Consider the following 18,022-nt stretch of genomic DNA (forward strand, 5'->3'; position numbering starts at 1 on the left):
TAAAATAAAGATCTAGATCACAAAGATACTCATCCGGTTCAATATTAAATAATAATCGTTAACTCAATCTGTATATTGTCGATGAATGACATTAAGAGGTTGTTATGAAAACATATTATTTAGCGGCGGCTGTATGCCTCACCTTGGTTGGCTGTAGTTCAACATCAAGTATCACCGAAACCTTAATCCAGCCGGATCCGGCATGGACATCAGGCCAGCTAGAAAATGGCCTTACCTACCATGTTTATCCAGATCACGAAGAATCCGTATCTGTTCGTTTAGTTGTGCACGCGGGTTCGTTCCAAGAGACTGACCAACAAGAAGGTTATGCGCACTTTTTGGAGCACATGGCATTCAATGGCAGTAAAAATTTCTCTCAAAATGACGTGATTCGTCTATTCGAAGATGCAGGCGCTAGCTTTGGCGCTGATATCAATGCCTACACTTCTTACCAAGAAACTGTGTATCAATTAGATTTACCTGACAATGTCCAATTACAGTCTGCCCTGACGTGGATGCGAGACATTAGTGATGCTCTGGACCTATCAAGTTCAGAAGTCGAAAAAGAGAAAGGTGTGATTCTTGGTGAGTTCCGTTATGCACGCTTAGACGACAAGCCATTCGCAGAACAGTTTTTAGACCACTTCATTGAGGGTGGTCAGTATGAAGGCCAAGATGCACTTGGTACTAAAGAGTCTGTACTCAGCGCGACTTCCCAAGGGCTAAATAACTTTTATCAGACTTGGTATCAACCTCAGAACGTTGAGGTGATTGTCTCCGGTGACATTGACACAAAAACCGTCATTCCATTAATTGAACAGAAGTTTTCAGATTGGCAGCGAGGACAAACTCCCAAGCCAGTAAAACAAAGAATTACCACCTTTAATGAAGGTGATTATATTGAGTATGCAGAATCGGAAGCGCCAAGTATCTCTTTGATGATCAACCGAGGGGCAAGTGCGGTAGACACTCGCGCGCAACAGCATCAACTTTGGCTTGATGAGACAGCACAGCAACTGATCAGGCAGCGACTTAATACCAAGTTCAATGATGCGGCTTTGCCAACTCAATGGATAAGTTCCAAACATTATTCTATGGAATATCAGCGCTATTCATTGGTGGATGTTGGCTTTCCTGTCGGCGCTCGTGAGGTGACTCAAAAGGAGCTAATCGCCACATTGGCATCTCTGCGTGATTATGGCGTCTCTGAAAATGAGATAATTAGCGAACAGCATTATTATCAAGACTTGCTCGATAATGTTGAGATCGATTGGGACAATATGGACAGCGTGCAGCACGCTAACCAGAAAGCGACGGCTTTAGTGAACGAACAAATCGTGCAATCACAACGAGACTATGAAGCGAGCCTTGAAGAGTTTGTCGCAAACCTCGATCTTGATGCGATTAATGCCAATATTAAGGCTTTGCTTTCTAGCGACTATTTTGTAGTGGTTGGTATGAATGAAAGTGAATATAAAGTCGCCGTTACCCAAGCCATCGAGAGCTTGAAAGCAACTTATAGCGAAAAGGGTGCCAAACCGTTGTTTTCGGTGACCAGCAGTGCTTTTGCTGTTCCTAGTTCGCAAGGCGATATTGAGTTAGTGGAACAGATGTATGTAGACCCATATGTTCAAAAGTGGACGCTTAGCAATGGTATCGATATGTGGTATCTGCGTGACTATCTCGCAGGCGATGACATAGGTATTTACTACACAAGCTTAGGTGGTAAGGCCGCACTCGATCCTAAGTTATATCCAGCGTCAGAGTTAGCTCTTGCTGCTATCGGTAGAAGTGGTGTTGGCAGTTTTTCAGGAACGGAGCTTGATGCGCATTTGGATCGTGAAGATATTCAGGTTTATCCGTTTATCGATTTTACTCACCATGGCGTCGAATTTAAGCTCACCAGTAATGGCTTAGCGGAAACTTTTGCTGCACTCAACGCGATCGTTACATCAGTCAAGGTATCGCCAGAGCAACTGGAGGCGGTTAAGCAAGAGTTCATTCAAAATCGAGATTCTTACTTAGCAAGCCCTACTGGTCAGTTCGCATATGCAATGAACCAAAATACCTATCAAGCGGACAGTGATCATGTGCTGCTCGATAGTAAAAGTGTGGAAACGGTTTCTGTTGAAGAGATAAAGAGCGTCCATCAGCAGTTGTTTGGTCAATTCCGAAATAATCAGCTGGTTATTGTGGGCGACATTGATCCAAGTGAACTGAAACCTCTGGTTCGCCAGTACTTGGCTTCTATTCCATTGGAAAAAGCCGTTGTGCCTGACTTTAACGTCGCGTACAAGCACCCATCTAAAGCGCGTATTGATTTGTCGGTCAACACGGCTAATAGCACTGAGTACATGCTAAGAGTCATTGCGGAGCCTTCCGAGCAAACTGGAATAGTAAGAGGGAAAACGGCGAAAGATATCTTTATGGAAGACATGCTGCAACGCCTGCTTGTTACTCGTTTAGACGCGTACATACGTGAAGATTTAAGTCTAGATTACTCACCTTATGCTTACTGTGTATCGCAAGATGGTGATACAAGCCATGACTGGTTTATTGGTGCGCTGATCGACCCTAAAAATGCCGATAAGATAGAGGTCGCGATTGATAAAGTGATTGGAGACCTTCTGAAGGGCGTATCAAATGATGAGATTAGAGCGGCAGGCAAGCAACTAGAAGCGGACTTTACGCCTTTAGATACTAGTGTTGTTGATCAAGCATGGTTCGTGTCTCGTTATCTTTTGCACGACTATGGTGTAGAAGCCTTGTTTAACGTGAAAGCGACGGTTAACTCAATTTCTCGTGAAGATATGAATCAACTTGTCCAACGCATCTTTGGTGAAAATAGCCGTAAGGTTAAGAACATCATGCGTCCTAAAGCCTAAAGCCTAAAGCCTAAAGCAGACTGAAACACTTAACCCAAAGCCAAGCGCACATCGCTTGGCTTTCTTGTTTTTACACCATTCATAATATCTATGCACCAAGCTTTGTTGAGCTCTTTTTGAGGTATATAAATCTAAATGCCGTGAGTGCCTAATCGGTTGCATCGTATCATTTTCTAAAAAAATGTTTTAAATCAAGACAGCGTTTCATTTGTATTGTAGATTGACGATCTACGAGAATGTTGTTTGGATATTAGATTGCTTAAATTAGGTACCCGATTAGTCTTAATGTTGTTTTTACTGAGCTTTGGCTTAGTGAACTCTAACGGCTATTCGTTCCCTTCTAAGCCATTTCAAATTCATTCGGCTCAAGAGCAATCTTCACAGAATGAACAATCTTCCTCGATAAAACAGTGTAAACAAGCCGCTACGGATAACCCGTCGAGCTACTTCGAGTGCAACAAAGCTCAGTTTGGCACCGATCCTTCTGGTGACAGTTCCAACTATCACGACACTGAGTCGAGCCTCCAAGCTGCAAACTTCAGACGTATGCTCAGTAACGAGCAAGAAAGTGTGGCCGATCTTGAGCCTGCTTATCATCTACTGATTGACTTCTCTCCCCCCTTAATACTGGCTTCCCTGCTCTTCAACACGCCGTTGTTGGATTCCAAGCTGCACTGGACAAGTATTGTGAGTTCTCCGTCTTCCCGGCTTTCGGGGTGGAAAGAGGGCAACATCCAATACTCGCATTTCCGAGGACTTCTTAGCTAATCGTTTGACCCTAAATTGGTCGTATCGATGGTCGCCTAGTGCCCATTGAACTCGCCAGTTAACCAAGACAAACATAGCGACATCAGCTTTAGCATCACTACCATTCAATCAGCTTGTTCTGGTTTCAGCTATCGATCGTGTTCGCAAAACATTAGTTATACCAATCGTATTAAATAACTGGTCATCCTAGCTGGTTAAAACGCTCGTTCACTGCTTTTTTCCGGTGCTATTTTTGAGCTCGTATTTACGGTGATTGGTAAAAAGAAGAGATCTTGACTGTGAAAAAACGCATTCCAAGAAAACAAATCAACCACTATTCAAAGTGGAAATACGCGGTGCTTATCGCCACCATTATCATCATGGTTCTGAGTGCTTTACCTTCTTGGTATGGCGAGAATGCATCGGTTCAAATTAGCAATCGCTCTGAGCAGACAATCGATGCGACTCAAATTACTCAATACCTTGCAAGCGAAGGCATCCAAGCCAAATCTGCATTTCAAAAAGACAAACGTTTAGTCGTGATCTTAGAAGATGCTGAACAACAAGCGAAAGCCAAAGAGGTGCTTAATGAGCGCCTATTGGATAACGCGACAGTTGCGCTAGCGATGGAGCCAGCAGCACCAAAATGGTTGACTGACATGGGTTTTGCGCCGATTCAGCTAGGTCTTGATTTACGTGGTGGTGTTCAGTTCTTATTAGAAGTGGACATGGAACCGGTTTATCACGCACAAGCTCAAGCGATGGTCGACGAGATCACCAGCGAAGTGCGTTATGCCCGCGGCAAAGTGGTCAACAACCAAGTTCAGTTTGATTTCCGTACCGACGCCGATTTCGAAAAAGCCCAGAAGCTGATTCGTCAAGAGTTCCCACAATGGCTACGTAACCGCTCAGACAAGTCGCTAACGTTAACTCAGTCTGAAGAAGAACAAAGAACGCTACGTAACCTTACGGTTCAACAAAACCTGCAAATCATGCGTAGCCGTATTGAAGAATTAGGCATCACGGAAGCATCGATTCAACGTCAAGGTGAAAGCCGTATCCGTATCGAGTTGCCGGGTGTACAAGACCCTGCTGCAGCGAAAGACGTGATTGGTGCTACTGCTTCATTGGCGTTCTATTCGGTGTATGACAATGCCACTCGCAGTACTCAAACCCTGAAAGATTCAGACGGCAACCGTGTGGTCGTCGACCGCAAGGCAGTGTTGAGTGGCGAACATATTATCGATGCTCGCAGTGGCATTGGTGAGATGGGCAGTGCAGAAGTCAACATTACGCTGGATTCTTCTGGTGGTAAGAAAATGTCTGAGTTTTCTCGCCATAACATCGGTAAGCCAATGGCGACCGTGTACAGCGAATACAGCCGTGACAGAGCCGGTAACAGCGAAAAAACCAGTGAAGTGATCAGTGTGGCGAACATCCAATCTCAACTGGGTAGCCGCTTCAGAATCACAGGAGCAGGCAGCATGGCAGAAGCACAAGAGCTTGCTCTACTGCTACGTGCAGGTTCATTAACAGCGCCTGTTACCATCATTGAAGAGCGTACCATTGGCCCATCTCTGGGTGCTGAAAACGTAACTAACGGCTTTGCTGCTTTGGCTCTTGGCCTTGGTCTTACTCTAACGTTTATGGCGCTATGGTACCGCCGTCTTGGTTGGGTCGCGAACTGCGCATTGGTGGTTAACATGACCACATTGTTTGGTTTGATTGCGCTGTTACCGGGTGCGGTATTAACTCTGCCGGGTATTGCGGGTTTAGTACTGACCGTCGGTATGGCGGTAGATACCAATGTGCTTATCTTCGAGCGTATTCGAGACAAGATGAAAGAAGGGCGCAGCTTTGCTAGCTCTATCGACCGTGGTTTCGATAGCGCATTCTCGTCAATTTTCGATGCTAACGTCACCACCATGATCGTTGCTGTGGCTCTATATACCATTGGTAATGGACCGATTCAGGGCTTCGCTCTGACACTGGGCTTAGGTCTTCTAACCAGTATGTTCACAGGCATTTTTGCTTCACGAGCGATCATCAATTTGGTTTGGGGGCGTGACCAACGCCACGATGTAAGGATTTAAGCATGAGTATTTCAAATATGACTATTTCAAACAGCAGCATGACTCGCCTTCGTAAGGTGATGTCTGTGATTTCTATTGTGCTGTTCATGAGCTCTGTGATGCTGGTGGCAGTGAAAGGTTTTAACTGGGGCTTGGACTTTACTGGCGGTGTGGTTGCCGAGGTTCAGCTCTCTGATCAAGTAACCAAAGATGCGTTAAAAACCAAACTTGATACGGCTTTCCAACAAGACGTACAAGTGGTTGGTATGGCAGAACAGGATCGCTGGACAATTCGTTACAGTCAACTGACAGACGCTCCACAGCCAAACTTAGTGGATGCTTTGTCTTCTGTAAGTGACCAAGTAAAAGTGCTTAACAGCAGCGTGGTTGGCCCTCAAGTGGGTCAAGACATGGTTGACCAAGGTGGCTTGGCGGTATTGGTGTGTTTCCTAATGATCATGCTGTACCTGAGTGTACGATTTGAATGGCGTTTGGCGTTGGGTGCTCTTGCTGCGATCATCTATGACGTGACGCTTATCTTAGGTTTGTTCGCTTTTACTCAGTTTGAGTTCAACCTGACTGTATTAGCGGCCGTGCTAGCGATTCTCGGTTACTCATTGAATGACTCGATCATCATTGCTGACCGTGTGCGTGAAATGCTTCGCGGCAATCCAAACGGTGATACTGACAACCTGCTTAACGAATCAGTTAAAGCGACCTTCTCACGCACCATGGTGACTTCAGGAACGACGCTGATCACCGTATCTGCGCTTTGGCTACTTGGTGGCGCTGCGCTGCAAGGTTTCGCGATTGCACTGGTTGTAGGTATTGTCAGCGGTACGTGGTCTTCCGTTTCGGTCGGTATCACACTGCCCAAGTTACTTGGCCTACAGCCTTGTCACTATCAGGTGAAACCAGTAGTAGAAGTTGAGGGTGAGTATCCTTAGTTTCCTGATTGCTTAAGTTTTCTAATTGGATAGCGCTCAGCCTTAGTCCTCATTGACTAACGAGTGAGTTCAGCAAAGCCTTTTGTTTGTAGCAAGACGAAGGGCTTTATTTTTATAAGAGTCAGTCAGTTAGTTAAAATAGAGGCTATTTCAAAAAACAATGGATTGAGCAGGCAAGCCCTCATTATATGAAGTATGTTTATATGACGTCAGTAGAAATGAGGCAAGGGAATGGAATATCGACATCAATGTCATGTAGGCGACCACGGTGATGCACTCAAGCATCCAGTATTGAGTGCACTGGTTAAATCATTAATGCAGCAACACTCTCGCCTCAATGTTATCGACACGCATTCAGGCACAGGGTGTTATGACCTCACTACAGCGCCAAGCAATCACGCCGGTGAGTTCGCTGAAGGGGTCGGGTACTTGTGGCGAAACAAAGCTTATCTTCCTCCAGCATTCGCTTCTTTTATGTCGGTGTTGGAATACTACAATCCGAATCAACTTATCTCTCTGTATCCGGGTTCTGCCGCCATTACCTATCAACAAGGCCGTAGCCAAGATAGCTTCTATTTTTCAGATATTCAGCAAGATGAAGCTGATTTACTGCAAACTAATATTGAGAAGTTACAACGTGACCTTGATGTCTCAAGCAAGCTGACTATTTCCGCGGGTGATGGGCTTAAAGCGCTGCCTGATGATGTAGCAAAACACGATGATCATCACCTGATTGTTATCGATCCTCCCTATGAAACCGATTCTGAATATCTCGCGGTGATCGATGCCTTGGTTAAGGCGTATCAGCAGTCTGAGAAGGTATCTGCCTTGATTTGGTACCCACTTTATACGGATGACAAGAGCTCACTGATTCTGAATCACTGTGTTACTGCTGTGAAAGATGGTTTGCTGCCAAGTCCGATTAAGTCGGAGCTTCGCCTTCGAGACCCTAAGGATGATGATCGCCTAATCGGCAGTGGTTTGTTGTTATTCAACCCACCACAAGGCATTTCAGGAATAGTCGCAGATACGCTTGATTATTTACACAGCCAACTCTCGACCAATGGTGAAGGCTACTGGCAAATGAGAAGCCTATAGATCTGATTTTTATGGGTTTTATGATGATTTTCGAGATGTAGATCGCTAAATTATTTCAATCTGTATGGTTTAAATTGACCAAACTCTAACTTTTATCGATTGATTTATCGCGATGAATCATATAAAAATAGTACATCAATGCGCACAGGTGCATACTGGCTCATAAGTTAAATAATTACCCAAATTAATATCAGATTGTGGTTTACCCCCTAAACTGCATAAGGCTCGCACTAGTCACGCGAGCCTTTCTTTTGCCTGAAAGAAATCTATTTTCAGTTTACTGGGTGACAGAGTTGCACTTGGGGCATTTGTATTTGCCTAAATCGTGGAACGTTGAAGGCAGTTCGGATTCGATAATTAATTTTTCATCGTCGTGGTAGCATTTAGTACAAAAAGGCCCTGACGCTCGCCCTTCTTGAGGTGTTTTCAAAAAGTAATGTCCGTTTGTAAATACTACTTCTTCATTTTGGTTTAGTTTCTCTTTTAACTCTTTGATAGCCGTTTTCAGTTCTTGGTTTTCCTCTCTCAACTCAGATGCAGCGATTTTTGCATCAGATAGGGCTTCAATGAGTTCTGCTAGTTTTAACCTGACTTCAGCGTCCTTTAGCGAAGAGTCAATATTCCTCAATTCTTTCGTAATATCTAGTGCTGTTTTTATCGACGTTATTCCCGCAGAGATACTTGCTACATCAACCATTTTGAATTCCCCTGATAGTTTCAGATAATAATAAATCGAGTTGTTTATATTTTACCGTACATCAATAAAAACAAACTATAACAGGATCTTAAAGCACAGGGTATGAATCAGAATTATAGTTATATTAGCCTGCATGTTTCATGCAGGCCTTTCTAATTACGCCAACGCTGGGTAATCGGTATAGCCTTTTTCGTTGCCGCCGAACAGAGTGGCGCCATCAAGATCGGATAGTTCACTGCCGTTTTGTAGGCGTGAAACGAGGTCTGGATTCGCAACGAATGGGCGACCAAATGCGACAAGGTCAGCGTAGCCTTTGCTTAACACTTCCTCGGCGCGTTCTGGTGTGTAGCTGCCAGCGACGATGATGGTGTTAGAGAACAACTCTCTTAGCTCGACACGGAAGCTTTCAGGTATCACAGGCGCGTCATCCCAGTCTGCTTCTGATAGGTGCAAGTAAGCGATATCACGTGCTTGCAGCGCCTTTGACGCTTCTAAAATCGTTGGCACGATGTCTGGGCAGTTCATGTCTTTGAAGGTGATGAATGGAGCTAAACGAACACCCACCTTATCGGCACCAATCGCTTCAATTACCGCATCCACGACTTCAATTAGAAAACGAAGTCGGTTCTCGCGGCTACCACCGTAGTTGTCGGTGCGCTTGTTCGAATTAGTTCTTAGGAATTGATCGATAAGGTAGCCATTACCACCGTGGATTTCCACGCCATTGAACCCTGCCTCGACCGCTTTCTTCGCTGACTTAGCAAAATCTTGAACCACACGATCGATATCGGCTTGGGTCATTTCTCTTGGTTGAATGCAATCCACCATGTTGCCATTTCCATTCTCATCAGAAATCCAAACTTGAGTTTCTACCGGAGCCAGTGCCGAAGGCGCGATTGGCAGTTCACCTTTTTGGAAGGTTGGATGAGATACGCGCCCCACATGCCATAGTTGGCAGAATATCGCTGCGCCTTGTTTTTTAGCGGCAGAGGTGACACCTTGCCAGCCTTTCACTTGTTCGCTTGTGTAAACGCCGGGTGTGAATGAGTACCCTTGAGAGTCATCTGAAATTTGTGTGGCTTCAGTGATGATAAGCCCTGCACTTGCTCGTTGTTGGTAATAAGTCGCCATCATGTCGTTTGGCACGTTTCCAGGTTGGCTAGTGCGAGCGCGTGTCATGGGTGCCATAACCACACGGTTTTGTAGTTCTAGATCTTTGAGTTCTGCTGTTTCGAATAATTTGCTCATGGTATTTACCTTGTATCGGTCATGTATTGATTGATTTAGCGTGCGGTGGTCACTATTTCGATTCCGCAGGGCTGAAGATAGAGTCGTTTTGTGGCTTTTCAGCTCGGTTGGCTTTTGCAATAAGCAACAAACCAATCACTGGGACAACAACGGCTGCGAATGGAATCATTCCTGCGCCTAGTTGGCTGTCGAGTACCATGCCGCCTAGGAAGCCACCGAAGGCATTGGCCAAGTTAAACGCTGAGATATTCGCGGTTGCTGCTAGCTCTTGGCCTTCGCCACCGTGGTTCATTACTCGAAGCTGCATGGCAGGAACGTTCGCAAATGATGCAATACCAAAGATAAATGCAGCGGTAACGAATAGGATTTTGTTGTCTACAACAAGGCCAACCACAACCAATGAAACGATCATCGCGACGGCCCAAAACATCGATGCTTTGCCTAAATCTTTGTCAGAAGAGCGTCCGCCCAAGGTGTTACCGATGATTAAGCCGACACCAACAATCACTAAGATCCAAGTTACTGATTCTTGACCGTAACCCGTGATGTGCATGGCGATAGGCGCAAGGTAGCCGTAAAGCGTCATGAAGCCAGACCAAGCAAAAGCGGTGATCGCCAAGCTGATGAGAAGCATTGGATTTTTGAATGCCAACAGCTGAGTTTTGATGTCTTTCGCTTCGCTGTGACCTGAAGATTTTATTGAGGTTAAGATTGAAATCATGGCGATGGTGCCAAGTGCTGCCACGGTAAAGAAAGTGGTGTGCCAACCGAATTGCAAGCTCACCCAAGTTCCTGCGGGAACCCCAAGAACGTTAGCGAGCGTTAAGCCAGCGAACATCTGGCCAACAGCACGACCTGCCATTTTCTCAGACACTAAATTGGTCGCGACAACTGCACCTATGCCATAGAAAGGACCTTGCACTAAGCCTGCGATAACGCGGCTTGCAAGTAGAAGTGGGTAGCTAGGAGCTAAGGCTGACAAGATATTGCCGATGATGAACAAAGCCATTAAGCCAATCAGTACCATCTTTTTGTTAAAACGTGCGAGGTAGATGGTTAAGATTGGGCCACCAATAACGATAGCCAATGCATAAGCACTGATTAGGTAGCCAGCTTGACCTTCGGTGATCGAAAGGGATGTGGCAATTTGTGGAAGGATGCCTGCAATAACAAACTCAGCCGTGCCGATGGCAAAAGCTGCGAGTGTCAGTATCCAAACTTGGAATGGGATCTTTTCTTTATAGTTCGCTTCTGGTTTCATAGTGCAGTACCTGTGTTAATTCTTTTTTGTTAGGACGTTTACATACACGCCCTAACGATTGTTCTTTGCTTCTTTGCGGAGTGTTAGCCGAGTAGAGCGCCGCCATCGATGTCGATGATTGACCCCGTTACGTATGGGTTGTTAATCGCGAATTGATAGCCCATTGCGATATCTTTTGCCTCTCCGACTTTGCCTGCCGGTAGGTTGTTTTTGGCGTTGTCGTACATGGTTGAACGAGCTGAATCGTCCATGTTTTTGTAAGCTTCAGTCATGGTAAGGCCGGGGCTGACGGCGTTGACTCGAATCGGTGAAAGTTCTTTGGCAAGCACTTTAGTTACGCTCTCTAGCGCGGCATTAATTGCGGTTTTTACGTAAGTACCAGCAACCACTTTGCGTGACAGCATGCCCGTGGTTAGTGTGATTGAGCCGTTTGGAGTCATGTAACGTGCGGCGTGCTTGGCTACGTTTAAGCTTCCCCAAAACTTGGTATCAAATGCTGCTTTTGCGTCTGCGATAGCAAGGTCTGTCACTTTTCCTGCGGGAGCGTATGAACCCGCGGTTATCACCAAGTGATCAAATGCACCGATCGATTCGAAGTATTCACAAACCGATTTCTCATTGCTGATATCAACGCCTGTGTGTCGGCTGGCAATGTGTACTGTGTTGTCTTCGTTTCTCAATTGCATTGCTAATGCTTTGCCGATACCTGATGTCCCACCAATGATGACGAATGTGTGCTTTTCTTGGTTTGTAAGTTCGTTGTTCATGTTCTGAATTCCTGCGTGTTCTGCTGATGGTTGTCATTATATTTATTCGACTAAATTTGATAATTGGCTAAAATATAAAATCATTATTCGGTTAATCTGAATAGTGTGAATGGGTATTCAAATCGAGCATTAAGATCGAGAAGTAAGACGAAGAGGTGGAAGCGAGAATCGTATGGATAAGTTTTCAGATATGGCGATGTTCGTGAGCATTGTTAAGCATCACGGGTTAGCAGCGGCGGGGCGTGAACTGGGTTTATCGCCTGCGACCATGACAGCAAGGCTGCAGGCGCTTGAAGAACGATATGGTGTGAAGTTGTTGAATCGAAGTACGCGTCATGTGTCTTTGACCGACTCTGGCGAGCTGTATCACAAGGCATGTTTGGAGATTTTAGACAACGTCAGTGAGGCCGAAAACCTGATTCAAAATGGCGTAAAAGAGGTTAAAGGCTCGCTAAAAATCGCCGCGCCAAAAGACATCGGAAAGCAGTACATTCTTCCTATTCTTTCGGAGTTTTGCCAGCAGTATCCGGACGTTATTCCTTACCTGTACTTGAACGATAACCTCTCGAACATTGCTGAATCTGGTATGGATATCGTGGTCCGTTATGGTGAATTGGTCGACAGCAGTTTGGTATCCAGACGCTTATCACCAAGCCGCCGTGTACTGTGTGCTTCCCCTGAATACCTCGCCAAACACGGGACGCCGTTGACGCCACAAGACTTGGTTGAACACGACTGTTTAGCCATGCTGCGTAGCAATGAAGAGCTCAAGACATGGCACTTCCAAGATCATGATATGAAGAAGTCGGTGACGGTGGTGCCGAAGCGATTTTCAGACGATGGCGAAGTGATTCGGTACTGGGCATTAAAAGGTGAGGGCATTGTGCTTAAATCGGTGCTGGATGTGCAAGACGACATCAATAACCAGCGCCTTGTGACTCTGCTTAATGGCTACATGAAGAACTTCAATACCGCGATGTCGGTGTCGAGTGCCGACTTGAATGTGGTGTACATCAGCAAGAAATATCAGCCGAAGCGTATCCGACTGTTTTTGGATTATCTGTTTGATAATTTTAATGACTTGGTCGAGAAATAAGGCAGAGATTAATTATCGTTAATCTATTGAAAATGAAACCTCAATGACGATAGATCTATAGTGACTTTGAAGCTTTATTGATCAAATAAACTTTATTAACGAATTGCAGTTTACCCCCTAAGTTGCATCTGGCTCGCATTAGTCACGCGAGCCTTTCTTTTTTTGGGCGATAAGTGTTTGGTTTACGATAATATTTATCTCCGATAAAGGGGGAAGTAGTGAAAATACTAATTATCGAAGATGACACCACCACAAGAGAATTTGTGGCCAAAGGTCTTGAAGAACATGGTTATGCGGTCGACCAAGCAGAAGATGGCAAAAAAGGCTTAATGATGGCGTTAAGCTCCGAGTATCAACTGGTGATTCTTGATCGCATGTTACCGTATTTGGATGGAATGAAAGTTCTCTCTGCAATCAAAGCGACAGAAGAAAATTTACCGGTATTAATTTTGAGTGCCATGGACAGCGTGGAAGATCGCGTGAATGGCCTTCAAGCAGGAAGTGATGATTATCTGATAAAACCTTTTGCTCTTGCTGAGCTTGTTGCACGAGTAGACATCATTATCAATAGAACTAAACGTCAGCCCGTTACTGAGACAAATTTGATATATGACTGCTTAGAAATCGATTTACGCGCTCATAGAGTAGTGTGTAAAAACCAAGATCTCCAATTGCAGCCGAAAGAGTTTCAACTGATTCAGTATTTCGTTGAGCACAGTGAGCAAGTTGTTTCAAGAATGCGCTTGTTTGAGGCTATTTGGAGCTACCACTTTGACCCGAAAACCAATGTCATTGATGTTCATGTCGCCAATTTAAGAAGGAAGCTTGAAGAAGCAGGTTGCCCTGATTTGCTTCATACAGTGAGAGGGGCAGGTTATGTCCTTCGTCGATGATTACTCCCTCACTCGCTCCTCTGTATTTAGGACTCTAGTCGGTTTGTTTGTGTTGGTGACAGTGATTAATGTCATCGTGATTAGGCAGGTATACAAAGACTCAGATGCGTTCCATCGGGCACAACTCATTCGACAGCTGCAAGATGAGTCATCCGAATTCAGTTATGCAGCCAATCAAAGTAAAGAGGACGTTGAAAGGTTACTTGCCGTAAAGCAAACATCCGACACTAATTTTTACTATCGCCTTTCTGAGCGAACAAGCCCTTTACTAACCACGTCTTATCCTGTTGTTTCGCTTATGTCTGAAACCGCCAACATTAGCATTGGAGATACGCATCGCTTGGTGATTGGTATTGATAGACAGGCGGTAGAAGAGTATCGAAAAACTCTAATCCCGATTGTATTTTCGGGCATTGTACTTCCTATTGCCGTTATGCTGATCGCGGCTCTGTTTTTTACGGTTCTGATCTTAAAGCGTTTAGAAAGAGTCAACCAAGCGATGAATCGAGTGCTGTGTGGTGAAAAAAGCGTAAAAATCCCCGTATCCAAACAAGATGATGAATTTGATATTTTGGCGATCCATCTCAACTTCATGATTGAGCAAATGGCTAAAAATGAAGAGTCATTGAAGTCGTTAACAGTAGGCATGGCTCATGATATGCGCACTCCCATGGCTCGGCTAAAGTTACGCTTAGAAGAGGTATTATCGGATTCAACATTGACCGACGAACATCAAGAGCAATTCTCGGCTTGCCATGATGAGTTGGAACTCATTCTATCGCTATTCAATAGCATGTTAGAGATCACTAAGCTGAATAGCGGGCAAACGTTGATCGCCACAGAGCGTGTAGATCTTGGGAAAATAGCTCAAGATGCGATCGAGTTTATCAGCCCTATTGCTGAAATGAAGCAACAGAGTTTGGTTTGTCGGCTAGACCAAGAGTGCGAAGTATTGGGGGATAAAAGCCTACTGTTTAGGGCTGTCTTCAACTTGGTTGAAAATGCAGTGAAATACACACCGGAAAAGGGCGAAATTGAAGTGGTGGTTGATTACTTTGGTGTCACGGTGGCGGACAACGGTATCGGGATATCAGATAAAGACAAGATGAATGTGTGTCGGCCTATGTTCCGTGCTGATAAAAGTAGAACGGAATTTGGCAATGGCCTTGGCTTGTCTCTGGTTGATGCCGTAGTAAAGCGTCACCATGCCCATCTTATTTTAAGAGATAACACCCCAGGATTAAGGGCTCGCCTCTATTTTGAACGTTAACTTTAGTGGATGTTTGTAGGCTGCCCAGCACCTTAATCCTTATTGTAGCTTTATCTTTGCGTAAAAGCTTTAAGGATGTTATCCACTACGGAGTTACTTTCTAAATAGTACTCTAACGAAACGTATGGGGATTTTTCATAAACCGAGCATGAAGCACCAACTCGTAAATCTCCAACCATTTTCGAGTAGCTCGACTTGCCAGGCTCAAATTGAAATACTGGATAGTGCTCCTGAAATTTTTCTATTAAGGAACCTAATGCAGCAATACACTCATCCTTACTAATAAAAGCTCGCTCAACTTTAACTCGCCCCACCAATTCAGACTCGTTATCTATTGTAACTTCGAAGTCTGATAGAAAACTAAGCTTAGTTTCGTTCTCAAGCGCTAAAGGCACTCGAAAGTTAGTAACTGGGCTATCAGTTGTAATATTGAAATTCTCCAGAGGTTTCACTGGGAAAGAACTGGCAACTTTGACTTCAAATAAAGGTAAACCTTCACCTTGAATCACTGTATCTCGTTCAGCAGAGTTGAAACCACCACCCAACATGAAACCGAGGATAATCATGCATACCATGACTAAAGCTATTTGTATCTTGTTCATCTGATTCCTTTAACTATGGATAAAGCTCAGTTAAATGCATGCTAATTGAGGTACTTCTGCCAATGTTGCTGACCTTTCAAAACTACCCTGTAATCTTCGTAGTCCAAAGAACTATAGAGATTTTTAGCTGCAACATTATCATTACTGACCTCTAGTGTGATTTTTAGGTAATCATTATCACGGCAATACTGTTCGATGCCATTCAGCAGCGCCTTGCCAACACCTTTACCACGAAAGCTATCCGACACCATAAAGTCATGGATATTCATCACCCTTTGCGCACGATAAGTTGAGAACGACTCAAAACAAACCGCAAAACCGGCAGGCTTGTTGTCGACAAAACTGATGAATCCGTGGAAATAAGGCAATGCAAACAGCTGAGCAATTACGGAGGGATCTAGTTCAACTGAGAATCCAGATAGATACTCTCTGAATAAAGTTTCGAATATACCTTTATCCCCAATGCTTTCTGTTTCGATACGACTCGTTGTGATTTTCATATTTATTTCCACCAAAGCACATAACACCTGTATAAAACGAGAACAAGCCATACTCTTGTAACAATGGTCACTCACTGGAGTAACTCCATGACTTAAAATGCCACAAACCCTTTAAAAACAACATTTACCAACTTGAGGCAGCAAGGTGAACGACCCGAGACAAATTGATGCTGATTCTAGTGCAGTTCGGCGCTTCACCACCTATGAACTCTAGTCGTTATCATGAGATACCACGTGTCGGAGTAACTCGTCCCACATAGCCGAAAGATACGAAAAATAACTAGCTGGTTGATAAGATTGCTATCGCAACCTTATCTTGGCCTCGCTCGCCTTGAGAAAAGCCTCAAAGCGATGTGCCCTTCAAATGCAATTGTACAATTTACTTAATAAAGTGGCTTCGGGCTTGTTCAACACTCGGGATTTAGTGTTGGCTGCGCAACACCCTAATCCTTATTTATTAGCTATGTAGTCAATTTTTTCAATTTAGCCTCTTTAACTAGCCTTTTACTTTCTAGTTTAGCAATCGCCTCTTGATAGTTTTTAAGGTTGTCATATCTTTTCCACCAACGATATGCGACGCCGACAAACGCAGACCAAAGAGTAAGTGAAGCGATTTGTGGAATGCGTAAAAGGTTTCCTAGACCAGCCAGATCAAATGCAAGTGGTATTAAGTTAGCCAAGCCGAAAAGAAAAAACATGGCAAAGATTCCTTTGAAAGACGAGCGGCTCATTTCAACACTAGACTTTCTGATTTTTCCAAGATGTTCGATTTCAAAGTCGATAAGATCAATGTCATCTTTGAGGCTCTTAGCTCTCGACTTTTTAAATACTGCAACAACAAACATCACTATTACAGTCCCTAAAATACCAATAAGCAGACTCTTAACATCCGTCTCGTTCATACTATCATTTTTCCTTAAATAGCTAACGCTCGCCATAATACGCCACAACACATTACGACAATGTTGATAGACCACCAAAAACACCAAAGCCAATTAATACCTAAAATGCCGAGCGTTGGTGGTGTTTTAATAGACTTGTTAGTCCTATTTTGATGCTAAGAATGCAATGCCCGCAGCAAGGCACGTAGCTATAGCCACATTTTTAACAGGACTTTGCTCTGTTGGGGTAAGCATTGAAGCCAGAGCAGCAGCACCGCCAGCAGCTTGGACAACTGAATTATCTGATCTCAGTAATGCACCAACACCAATTGCTGAGATTAAATATTTTTGTACTTGAGTGCTTTCTTTCTCTAGGCCACACGACGTCCTTACAAAGTGCTCACAGTTCTCTGAGAATAGGTTGTAAGGGATACCTAAGTACTTTCTCGCTGTTTGTACCGCTAACGTTGGATTGTCCGGTTTTATAGAGCTTATTTGGATACTTTTATTATCAGCGAAAGAGGTTAATTCTATTTCTTCAACTCGGTGGAATGTTTTAGAATTATGGATAACAGTATCATTACCAACGTAAATGCCGTAATGCTTAAAACCTGTATATTGAATTTTTAATACTTGCCCTAGTTCATACATCGTTGACTTCCTTATATTCACACAACATATATGAACATGAGGTCGTATTGGGGTGATTCAAGGCTGGAGTTCAAAAATAGGGCTAACATTTTAATATCGCGCGGGCACGAATTCATCCGCTCAACATATCAAGATTGTTGCTTATTGCCAGTTGGGTGCTATGTCTATGACATAAAGCTGTTCTATTGTTTAAGTACTAAACCGTGACCGTGCAAGCACATAATACCGCTGTCGTAAGGCATGTCATCACTCCGAAATGGTCTTTGAATTAGCGATTAATCAACGCCTTAAAAGCGGTTGTTCGTGCTTACACATTGTTAAGACCCTGTCTGTTTCTTTCCCATAATATCTTTACGCTGAGAGTGCAAAAAAGGCCAAAGCGAATCGCTTTGGCCTGAGTGTTTTAA

Annotated in this window: 16 protein-coding genes; 8 read left to right on the forward strand and 8 right to left on the reverse strand. The window is 44.1% G+C overall.

The genetic code is table 11. From position 1 onward, the window contains the following. Positions 1 to 104 precede the first annotated feature (104 nt). The 5 genes from ACED60_RS02450 (at position 105) to rlmJ (ending at position 7,749) form a co-directional block, all read left to right on the forward strand. Positions 105 to 2,885, forward strand: coding sequence for a M16 family metallopeptidase (locus ACED60_RS02450; protein WP_371726852.1), 2,781 nt, complete (start codon positions 105 to 107; stop codon positions 2,883 to 2,885). Positions 2,886 to 3,170: 285 nt separating this feature from the next. Beyond that, positions 3,171 to 3,653 carry a hypothetical protein gene (locus ACED60_RS02455; RefSeq protein WP_371726921.1) on the forward strand — a complete coding sequence of 161 codons (483 nt, stop codon included), beginning with the start codon at positions 3,171 to 3,173 and terminating at the stop codon, positions 3,651 to 3,653. 272 nt (positions 3,654 to 3,925) lie between these two features. Next, on the forward strand, positions 3,926 to 5,725 hold the full coding sequence (gene secD, locus ACED60_RS02460) for a protein translocase subunit SecD (RefSeq protein WP_371726853.1): 1,800 nt from the start codon (positions 3,926 to 3,928) through the stop codon (positions 5,723 to 5,725). 2 nt (positions 5,726 to 5,727) lie between these two features. Then, positions 5,728 to 6,651 carry a protein translocase subunit SecF gene (secF, locus tag ACED60_RS02465; RefSeq protein WP_371726854.1) on the forward strand — a complete coding sequence of 308 codons (924 nt, stop codon included), beginning with the start codon at positions 5,728 to 5,730 and terminating at the stop codon, positions 6,649 to 6,651. Between the two features lie 231 nt (positions 6,652 to 6,882). Continuing rightward, a complete protein-coding gene (gene rlmJ, locus ACED60_RS02470) occupies positions 6,883 to 7,749 on the forward strand; it encodes a 23S rRNA (adenine(2030)-N(6))-methyltransferase RlmJ (protein WP_371726855.1) in 867 nt (288 codons plus the stop codon). 277 nt (positions 7,750 to 8,026) lie between these two features. Here rlmJ and ACED60_RS02475 read toward each other — a convergent pair whose 3' ends face one another. The 4 genes from ACED60_RS02475 to ACED60_RS02490 all read right to left on the reverse strand — a co-directional run bounded on the left by ACED60_RS02475 (position 8,027) and on the right by ACED60_RS02490 (position 11,722). Continuing rightward, positions 8,027 to 8,446 carry a hypothetical protein gene (locus tag ACED60_RS02475; protein ID WP_248392427.1) on the reverse strand — a complete coding sequence of 140 codons (420 nt, stop codon included), beginning with the start codon at positions 8,444 to 8,446 and terminating at the stop codon, positions 8,027 to 8,029. A 156-nt stretch (positions 8,447 to 8,602) separates the two neighbouring features. Continuing rightward, the gene (locus tag ACED60_RS02480; protein ID WP_371726856.1) at positions 8,603 to 9,694 is read right to left on the reverse strand and encodes an alkene reductase; all 1,092 of its coding nucleotides are present in this window, start codon (positions 9,692 to 9,694) and stop codon (positions 8,603 to 8,605) included. A 52-nt stretch (positions 9,695 to 9,746) separates the two neighbouring features. Next, positions 9,747 to 10,955, reverse strand: a complete 1,209-nt coding sequence (locus ACED60_RS02485) for an MFS transporter (protein ID WP_371726858.1) — start codon at positions 10,953 to 10,955, stop codon at positions 9,747 to 9,749. Positions 10,956 to 11,038: 83 nt separating this feature from the next. Further along, a complete protein-coding gene (locus ACED60_RS02490; RefSeq protein ID WP_371726859.1) occupies positions 11,039 to 11,722 on the reverse strand; it encodes an SDR family oxidoreductase in 684 nt (227 codons plus the stop codon). 172 nt (positions 11,723 to 11,894) lie between these two features. On the opposite strand from ACED60_RS02490, the gene ACED60_RS02495 reads away from it, so the two are divergent. The 3 genes from ACED60_RS02495 (at position 11,895) to ACED60_RS02505 (ending at position 14,981) form a co-directional block, all read left to right on the forward strand. Then, positions 11,895 to 12,818, forward strand: a complete 924-nt coding sequence (locus ACED60_RS02495) for a LysR family transcriptional regulator (protein WP_371726860.1) — start codon at positions 11,895 to 11,897, stop codon at positions 12,816 to 12,818. A 218-nt stretch (positions 12,819 to 13,036) separates the two neighbouring features. Beyond that, on the forward strand, positions 13,037 to 13,711 hold the full coding sequence (locus ACED60_RS02500) for a response regulator transcription factor (RefSeq protein ID WP_139683619.1): 675 nt from the start codon (positions 13,037 to 13,039) through the stop codon (positions 13,709 to 13,711). Next, entirely contained in the window at positions 13,695 to 14,981 is a 1,287-nt protein-coding gene (locus tag ACED60_RS02505) for a HAMP domain-containing sensor histidine kinase (RefSeq protein WP_135442285.1), read from the forward strand. The genes ACED60_RS02500 and ACED60_RS02505 overlap by 17 nt, the downstream gene beginning before the upstream one ends. Positions 14,982 to 15,031: 50 nt before the next feature. On the opposite strand, the gene ACED60_RS02510 is transcribed toward ACED60_RS02505, so the two are convergent. The 4 genes from ACED60_RS02510 to ACED60_RS02525 form a co-directional block, all read right to left on the reverse strand. Beyond that, entirely contained in the window at positions 15,032 to 15,583 is a 552-nt protein-coding gene (locus ACED60_RS02510; RefSeq protein WP_122046525.1) for a hypothetical protein, read from the reverse strand. 41 nt (positions 15,584 to 15,624) lie between these two features. Then, the gene (locus ACED60_RS02515; protein ID WP_371726861.1) at positions 15,625 to 16,083 is read right to left on the reverse strand and encodes a GNAT family N-acetyltransferase; all 459 of its coding nucleotides are present in this window, start codon (positions 16,081 to 16,083) and stop codon (positions 15,625 to 15,627) included. 461 nt (positions 16,084 to 16,544) lie between these two features. Continuing rightward, positions 16,545 to 16,985, reverse strand: coding sequence for a hypothetical protein (locus ACED60_RS02520; RefSeq protein WP_122046523.1), 441 nt, complete (start codon positions 16,983 to 16,985; stop codon positions 16,545 to 16,547). A 144-nt stretch (positions 16,986 to 17,129) separates the two neighbouring features. Further along, positions 17,130 to 17,615 (reverse strand): lecithin retinol acyltransferase family protein, encoded by a 486-nt coding sequence (locus ACED60_RS02525; RefSeq protein ID WP_371726862.1) that lies wholly within the window; start codon positions 17,613 to 17,615, stop codon positions 17,130 to 17,132. Between the last annotated feature and the right edge of the window lie 407 nt (positions 17,616 to 18,022).

This window comes from Vibrio sp. 1F279, from assembly GCF_041439815.1.
GTDB classification, from domain to species: Bacteria; Pseudomonadota; Gammaproteobacteria; order Enterobacterales; family Vibrionaceae; genus Vibrio; species Vibrio tasmaniensis_A.

Coding starts and splice junctions, on each gene's coding strand:
- ACED60_RS02455 (WP_371726921.1), top strand. CDS start 3,171: ATGTTGTTTTTACTGAGCTTTGGCTTAGTGAACTCTAACGGCTATTCG.
- secF (WP_371726854.1), top strand. CDS start 5,728: ATGAGTATTTCAAATATGACTATTTCAAACAGCAGCATGACTCGCCTT.
- ACED60_RS02525 (WP_371726862.1), bottom strand. CDS start 17,615: ATGTATGAACTAGGGCAAGTATTAAAAATTCAATATACAGGTTTTAAG.
- ACED60_RS02495 (WP_371726860.1), top strand. CDS start 11,895: ATGGATAAGTTTTCAGATATGGCGATGTTCGTGAGCATTGTTAAGCAT.
- rlmJ (WP_371726855.1), top strand. CDS start 6,883: ATGGAATATCGACATCAATGTCATGTAGGCGACCACGGTGATGCACTC.
- ACED60_RS02515 (WP_371726861.1), bottom strand. CDS start 16,083: ATGAAAATCACAACGAGTCGTATCGAAACAGAAAGCATTGGGGATAAA.
- ACED60_RS02485 (WP_371726858.1), bottom strand. CDS start 10,955: ATGAAACCAGAAGCGAACTATAAAGAAAAGATCCCATTCCAAGTTTGG.
- ACED60_RS02505 (WP_135442285.1), top strand. CDS start 13,695: ATGTCCTTCGTCGATGATTACTCCCTCACTCGCTCCTCTGTATTTAGG.
- ACED60_RS02450 (WP_371726852.1), top strand. CDS start 105: ATGAAAACATATTATTTAGCGGCGGCTGTATGCCTCACCTTGGTTGGC.
- ACED60_RS02490 (WP_371726859.1), bottom strand. CDS start 11,722: ATGAACAACGAACTTACAAACCAAGAAAAGCACACATTCGTCATCATT.
- ACED60_RS02520 (WP_122046523.1), bottom strand. CDS start 16,985: ATGAACGAGACGGATGTTAAGAGTCTGCTTATTGGTATTTTAGGGACT.
- ACED60_RS02480 (WP_371726856.1), bottom strand. CDS start 9,694: ATGAGCAAATTATTCGAAACAGCAGAACTCAAAGATCTAGAACTACAA.
- ACED60_RS02510 (WP_122046525.1), bottom strand. CDS start 15,583: ATGAACAAGATACAAATAGCTTTAGTCATGGTATGCATGATTATCCTC.
- ACED60_RS02475 (WP_248392427.1), bottom strand. CDS start 8,446: ATGGTTGATGTAGCAAGTATCTCTGCGGGAATAACGTCGATAAAAACA.